The organism is Synechococcus sp. H55.11, assembly GCF_047462475.1.
Taxonomy (GTDB): domain Bacteria; phylum Cyanobacteriota; class Cyanobacteriia; order Thermostichales; family Thermostichaceae; genus Thermostichus.
Genome location: NZ_JANSJI010000151.1, coordinates 1 through 5,653, shown reverse-complemented (window position 1 = coordinate 5,653; position 5,653 = coordinate 1). Strand labels below are relative to the sequence as shown.

7 protein-coding genes are annotated in these 5,653 nt (G+C 60.3%); 5 read left to right on the top strand and 2 right to left on the bottom strand.

Going from position 1 to position 5,653, the window contains the following annotated elements:
• Window positions 1-35: 35 nt before the first annotated feature.
• Window positions 36-710, bottom strand: coding sequence for a signal peptidase I (lepB, locus tag NW853_RS06690; RefSeq protein WP_414336229.1), 675 nt, complete (start codon window positions 708-710; stop codon window positions 36-38).
• 126 nt (window positions 711-836) lie between these two features.
• Between lepB and NW853_RS06685 the strand changes: the two genes are divergently transcribed.
• Window positions 837-1,214 carry a hypothetical protein gene (locus NW853_RS06685; RefSeq protein WP_414338938.1) on the top strand — a complete coding sequence of 126 codons (378 nt, stop codon included), beginning with the start codon at window positions 837-839 and terminating at the stop codon, window positions 1,212-1,214.
• A gap of 121 nt (window positions 1,215-1,335) precedes the next feature.
• Here the strand turns inward: NW853_RS06685 and NW853_RS06680 are convergent, their stop codons facing one another.
• A complete protein-coding gene (locus NW853_RS06680; RefSeq protein WP_414335995.1) occupies window positions 1,336-2,403 on the bottom strand; it encodes a hypothetical protein in 1,068 nt (355 codons plus the stop codon).
• Between the two features lie 181 nt (window positions 2,404-2,584).
• Here NW853_RS06680 and NW853_RS06675 point away from each other — a divergent pair, with 181 nt between their 5' ends.
• From NW853_RS06675 to NW853_RS06660, 4 genes are all read left to right on the top strand, one after another.
• Window positions 2,585-3,304: a pyridoxine 5'-phosphate synthase gene (locus NW853_RS06675; protein ID WP_414335993.1), complete on the top strand. Its 720-nt coding sequence runs from the start codon at window positions 2,585-2,587 to the stop codon at window positions 3,302-3,304.
• A gap of 14 nt (window positions 3,305-3,318) precedes the next feature.
• A complete protein-coding gene (locus tag NW853_RS06670; protein ID WP_414335991.1) occupies window positions 3,319-3,951 on the top strand; it encodes a DUF3318 domain-containing protein in 633 nt (210 codons plus the stop codon).
• A gap of 5 nt (window positions 3,952-3,956) precedes the next feature.
• On the top strand, window positions 3,957-4,760 hold the full coding sequence (locus NW853_RS06665; RefSeq protein WP_414348486.1) for a biotin--[acetyl-CoA-carboxylase] ligase: 804 nt from the start codon (window positions 3,957-3,959) through the stop codon (window positions 4,758-4,760).
• A 41-nt stretch (window positions 4,761-4,801) separates the two neighbouring features.
• Window positions 4,802-5,653, top strand: an 852-nt coding sequence (locus NW853_RS06660; RefSeq protein ID WP_414348483.1) for a M23 family metallopeptidase, incomplete at its 3' end; no start/stop codon positions are given.

Sequence of the window (5,653 nt, the reverse complement as noted above, 5' to 3'; positions counted from 1 at the left end):
TAGCTGAGCAGCCCAGGCAGAGTCAAGCGACCTCCCTAGCGGGCGGTGTCGCCCAACACTTGAGTTTCCGAACGCAGCTCGGGATATTCTGGCGGGGTGAAAACGTGTAGGCGATTCGGGGGCCAAAAGCGAAAAATGGTGTTGCCGATGATGTTTTCTTCCGGCAAAAAACCCCACACATGGGAGTCCTGGCTGTCATTGCGATTGTCCCCCATCACAAAATAGGAGTGAGGAGGAACTACAAATTCGGATCCCTGGTTGGGAACTCCAGGGCAGCGCTCTCCAGGACAAGAATAGTTGGGAGGAGCATAAATATAGTCCTCCTGCAGTGGGATCCCGTTGATGATGACCTCACCATCGGCGATACGAATGCGATCCCCAGGTAGGCCGATCACCCGCTTGATGTAGGCGCCGTTGAAGTTCAGCTTGGCAGGCGGGTAGAAAACAATGATGTCGCCGCGTCTGGGCGGGCCAAAGCGGTAGCTGACCTTTTCCACCACCAGCCGATCCCCTTCTTCCAGGGTGGGCAGCATGGAATCGGAGGGGATCCAACGCGCCTCCGCCACAAAGGTGCGAATGCCGAAAGCCAACAGCAGCGCCAGCACAACCGTCAGCAGGTTTTCCCGCTGCGCCTGCCACCAGGTGCGGGATCCCGAGCTGGCAGGTGCCGACTGGGGCTTGGGCAGAGACGTTGGATCTTTGGACGGCATGGGAGCTAACGGACAAGACTGCACGATCTCAAGATTATCGCACCCAGCAGGAGCCAGCATCGAAAAGACGAATGGCCGCCAGTAGCTTACGATCGAGAGACACGTAGCCTGTAACTTGCAAACCCCATGACGATTTCAACAGAAGAACGCCTAGATCGGCTTGAGCGCTTGGTCGAGACCAACAGCCAAGCAATAGCCCACCTCAGCCAACAACAAGGGGAAATTTTGCAGCGGATCGATCGGCTCGCAGGAGATACTGGAAAGCTCTCAGAGCGTGTCGAGAAACTATCGGGCGACGTCGAGAAACTATCGGGCGACGTCGAGAAACTATCGGGCGACGTCGAGAAACTATCAGGTGACCTGGAAAAACTGACTTTTAAGTTCGACACCGCTCAGAGCATCGGAGAACGGCTGGAACGTCTGGCCACCAGTCTCATTGCCGGGGCCACCATCAGCATTATTGCCGGTGTGATTTTGGTGCTGTTGCGGGAGGGATCCCGTTAGGAAAAAACTGCTTGGGTTTGCAACGGGAATGAGAAACTTGGGCCACCGGCAAAAGGCATTGGGAGCCCATAAAGCCAAGAAGCAAGGCAAAAGCTAAGATGCCCTCGAAATGCCTGGGGGCTCAACTGCCGGAATTGAGTTTTTCCCAGTCCTGCTGATGGATGGCGATCATCTGGGCTTGAGCCTGGATAGCTGCCAACACCTCTGTCATCAGGGGCCAGTCGCTCCGCGGTGGACTGGGGTACTGCTTGAGTTTGTCGATTGTGTTGCTGAGAGCACTTTGCAGTTGTTGTAGCAGTTGATGGGTCTGTTGGGCCAAGGCTAAGGTCTCGGAGACGCGGAGGTTATTCTGACCTTGTTGATATTTCTGGAGGGCTTCCCCTCGCAAAATACTCAAGATGGCTCCTTCTCTGGCGAGGGCAGTCTGGCCACTTTTGGAGCGCTGCGGGATAATGCGCAACTGCAAAACCAGTGGCTCCCCCCGGTATACCCGTTCCACCTCTGCCTGCTGCGGCTCTCCGAGCAGCTCTGGATCCAGTGCCATCATCCGCTTCATGGAGGCGAGCAACTTCGCCCGTATGGACTCCGAAAGATCTTTGAACAGATCCCGCAAAATCCCCTGCTGACGGTAGCGCACCCGACAAGAAGCCCCCTCTTGAGGTTCCACAAAAATCTGCTCGGCTTTCTCATCCAAAGCCCGTCGCAGCATCGAGTTGAGCAACTGCTGCACCGTCTCTTCCGATTCGTCGGCGGGGACAGGCGGAGCAGTTGGCCGAGCGGAGGGGGGCTGGGTTGGCGTCAACTGCGTGGGTGGCCCCGCCACAGGAGCGGGAACCTCCCGCGTCACCCGGCTGGCTTGGGCCTGGAGGCGCAGCCGCTCCACCTCTGCCGGGTCGGGGGGATGGCTGAAGTAGTAGGCAATGAGATCCTGCTGCTGCTGAGCGGTGAGCGGGATCGGCTCAACGGAGATCTGGGAATAGGCCAGCATCTTGCTCACGTAGTCCAGCGCTGCCAAATCCTGGGGATCCACCATGCCCAAAATGAGGCTGTCGGTATCCAGGGCCACGGGCACAACCTGGTAGTAAATGCAGATCTCCACCGGCAGGTATTGGGCAATCAGGGCCGGCACCCGCGCCCGGTCAATGATTGAGTGTTGTCCCACCGCCAGAGAGGCATTTGGATCAGTCATGGCAAGCCTGGAGTGGATCCCGCACAGGCGAGACATCGCTTTCGAGCATTTTGATCATAGAGTAAAGGCTGCCTCCCCGCCGCCTGAGCCCCACAGCATCCAGGCTCGTCTGACCGGCGCAAATTGCATAATGTAATACTAGGAGCATTCTAGAATCCTTTACACCCACAGCAGTCAGGCCTTGTTAAGTCTTGGAGTTAACATCGACCACATTGCCACCCTTCGCCAGGCTCGCCGCACCGTAGAGCCGGATCCGGTGGCAGCGGCAGTGATCGCCGAGTTGGCGGGGGCAGATGGGATCACAGTGCACTTGCGCGAGGATCGCCGTCACATTCAAGATCGGGATGTGCGGCTGTTGCGGCAAACGGTGCGCACCCACCTCAACCTGGAGATGGCCGCCACCGATGAGATGGTGGCCATTGCTCTGGAGATCAAGCCCGACTACGTCACTTTGGTTCCCGAACGGCGGGAGGAGATCACCACCGAGGGGGGCCTGGATGTGGCAGGGCAGGTGGCGCGTCTTAGCGATGTGGTCGGCCAACTGCAGGGATCCGGCATTCCGGTCAGCTTGTTTATCGACCCGGATCCAGTGCAAATTGCCGCTGCCGCCCAGGTGGGGGCCCGCTGGGTGGAGCTGCACACGGGGCGCTATGCCGAAGCTGCCTCCGCAGCTCGGCGGCAGGTGGAACTTGAGCATCTGGAAAAAGGCTGCCAACAGGCCCTTCAACTGGGCCTGCGGGTGAATGCGGGACATGGTCTCACCTACTGGAATGTCGGCCCGGTGGCGCGGATCCCGGGTATGGAGGAGCTGAACATCGGCCACAGCATTATCAGCCGAGCGGTGCTGGTAGGACTGGATCGGGCGGTGCGAGAGATGCGTCAGGCGATGGGATTAAGCTGAGGAGCAGGCCCGGCATGGACTCGGAATACTACGGCTACGAAAACTACGTTCTGGAGCAGGCTGAGATCGAGCGCCTGCTGGATCTGCTGCCTGCCAGTATGCGAGAGAGCGTCAAGATCTTGCCGGCCTCGGAACGGCAGACAGTGGTGATCAAGGGCCGTCGGCAAATGCCCTGGGAACGGCAAATGCGGCTGTTTATCAAGCCCTACGAGTGGCGGCAGTTTACCCCCCTGCAGCGAGCGGGGCTGTTCCTGCACAAGGTGGGCTACTACAGCCGGGCAGCCTCGCGGCAGATCGACTTTTACCTGGCCATAGCAGCTCTGGGAGGGTTGAGCTTGATCTTTGAGGCTGTGCAGCAGGATCCGGTGGGAGCAACGGTTTCGGGAGGTTTGAGTGGCTTGGCCCTCTGGCAGTTGCGCCGCGACCAAACCAACGACCGCCGTCTGTTGGCTGCCGATGCCTATGCGGTGGATCGTCTGGTGTTGCGCGGGATCCCACGGCTGCAGGCGGTGGAGGCCCTGGGGCAGGCGCTGCACGTGGAGGCCCGTCTGGAGGGGCGCTCCGGCAATGATCTACTGGACATGTTGCGCTATCAGAACCTAAAGCGGCTGGCCCAGCGTCCGGCGGAAGATATTGTGCTGAGCTGAGGGAGATGCTTTCCCCCTCGCGGCTGGGATCCCGGGTGGGCCATTGGGGCCATTACCTCCTGCAGGTGGCGGTAACCGATTCCACCAATCGGCTGCTCCTGGACTGGAGCCGCCGGTTTCCACAGCCGCTGCCGGTGGGCACGGTTTTGGTCAGCACCCGCCAACGGGCCGGGCAAGGTCAACATGGGCGGGTATGGCACTCTGAGCCGGGAGGGCTGTATCTATCGGTCTGGCTGGGATCCCCGCCCTTGCATCACTCGCTGCTGGAACTGACCCTGACCTTGGGCTGGGGTATTGCGGGCAGTCTGCGGCAAAAACTGGGGATCCCGCTGCGGCTGAAATGGCCCAACGATCTGGTGGTGGTGGGCCCGGATTCTCTGCTCAAGCTGGGGGGGATCCTGGTGCAAAGCCGCTTTGGGGGGGACGGGCAACTGCTGGGGCTGGTGGCCGGCGTGGGTGTGAATATCAACAATCCCGTGCCCGCCGGGGCGATCACCTTAGCCCACATCTTGGGATCCCGACAGTCCCTCGACCGCACCGAGATTGCCGGCTGGGTTCTGCAGGGGATGGAGCAGGGATTCCAGGTCTGGTTGCAAGAGGGATTTGGCCCCGTTCGCCCAGAGTACGAAGCCTGGATGGTTCAGTCGCAAGTCCAAGGAGCCCAGGGGGAAAGCAGCCTCACGGTCTTGGGCCTTGCCGAGGATGGGCGGGTGCGAGTACAAACACAAGGGGAGCAAGGATCCATCCTGACGCTTGCACCTGACCAAGTTCGCTTGAGCTATCACACTCCTGTTGGCGGCGATCTGTAGCCTTTCTGGTTTTTCTTGTGTGGCCTGTGTTGAGTGCGGTGATGAAGCCTTTGGTTGCGGCAGCGCGCCTTTTCTTCCCACAAAGGCGGCGGCTGCGCTTTTGGCTGGGTCTGCTTTGGCTCTATCCCACGGCTCTGCTGGCCCAGACACAACCCAACCCTTTGCCCCCACCGCCCGTGGTGGAGCCGGCTCTGGACACGCCTGGGGCGGCAGCCCTGCTGCTGGATGGGGCCATTCCTCTACGGGGAGAAGCTCTTGAGGCGGGAACCCACCCAGAGACGGTGGTGGGCCGGGAAATGGTTATTGAGCCGAAAAAAAACCGTGGCCTGGCCACCCCCGGCAATAGCGGCACGGCGTCCTTTTCTCAACCTGAAGGTGGGGTGCCGGTGGTGCTGATGGAACGCAGCTCCGGTCGCCGCATCATCCTCACCCCAGGTGAAGAGATTCGCATTGAGGATCCCAGCCAGACCCAAGCGCCTGAACCGCCAACGCCGGAGTTACCAGAACTGGCGGCAGGTGAAGAACGACTGCTCTATCCCCTACCCCATCCGGTGCCGATTACTTCTGGGTTTGGCATGCGAATTCACCCCATTCGCGGAGAGCCGGAGTTCCATGCCGGGGTGGATTTGGGGGCCAGCCTGGGAACGCCGATCTTGGCCTCTTTGAGCGGCAAGGTGGTCACTTCGGGATCCCTGGGCGGTCTGGGGATCACCGTTGTGCTGGAGCATGCCGGCAACCAGCGCACCCGCTATGGCCATATGTCTGAATCTGCTGTGGGTGTGGGAGAAGTCGTGAAGCAGGGCACCGTAATCGGCTACGTGGGGGCAACGGGAGCGGTGACGGGGCCCCACTTGCACTTTGAGTTGTGGCACCAGACGGTGGGGCAAGGCTGG

Coding starts and splice junctions, on each gene's coding strand:
- lepB (WP_414336229.1), bottom strand. CDS start 710: ATGCCGTCCAAAGATCCAACGTCTCTGCCCAAGCCCCAGTCGGCACCT.
- NW853_RS06685 (WP_414338938.1), top strand. CDS start 837: ATGACGATTTCAACAGAAGAACGCCTAGATCGGCTTGAGCGCTTGGTC.
- NW853_RS06680 (WP_414335995.1), bottom strand. CDS start 2,403: ATGACTGATCCAAATGCCTCTCTGGCGGTGGGACAACACTCAATCATT.
- NW853_RS06670 (WP_414335991.1), top strand. CDS start 3,319: ATGGACTCGGAATACTACGGCTACGAAAACTACGTTCTGGAGCAGGCT.
- NW853_RS06665 (WP_414348486.1), top strand. CDS start 3,957: ATGCTTTCCCCCTCGCGGCTGGGATCCCGGGTGGGCCATTGGGGCCAT.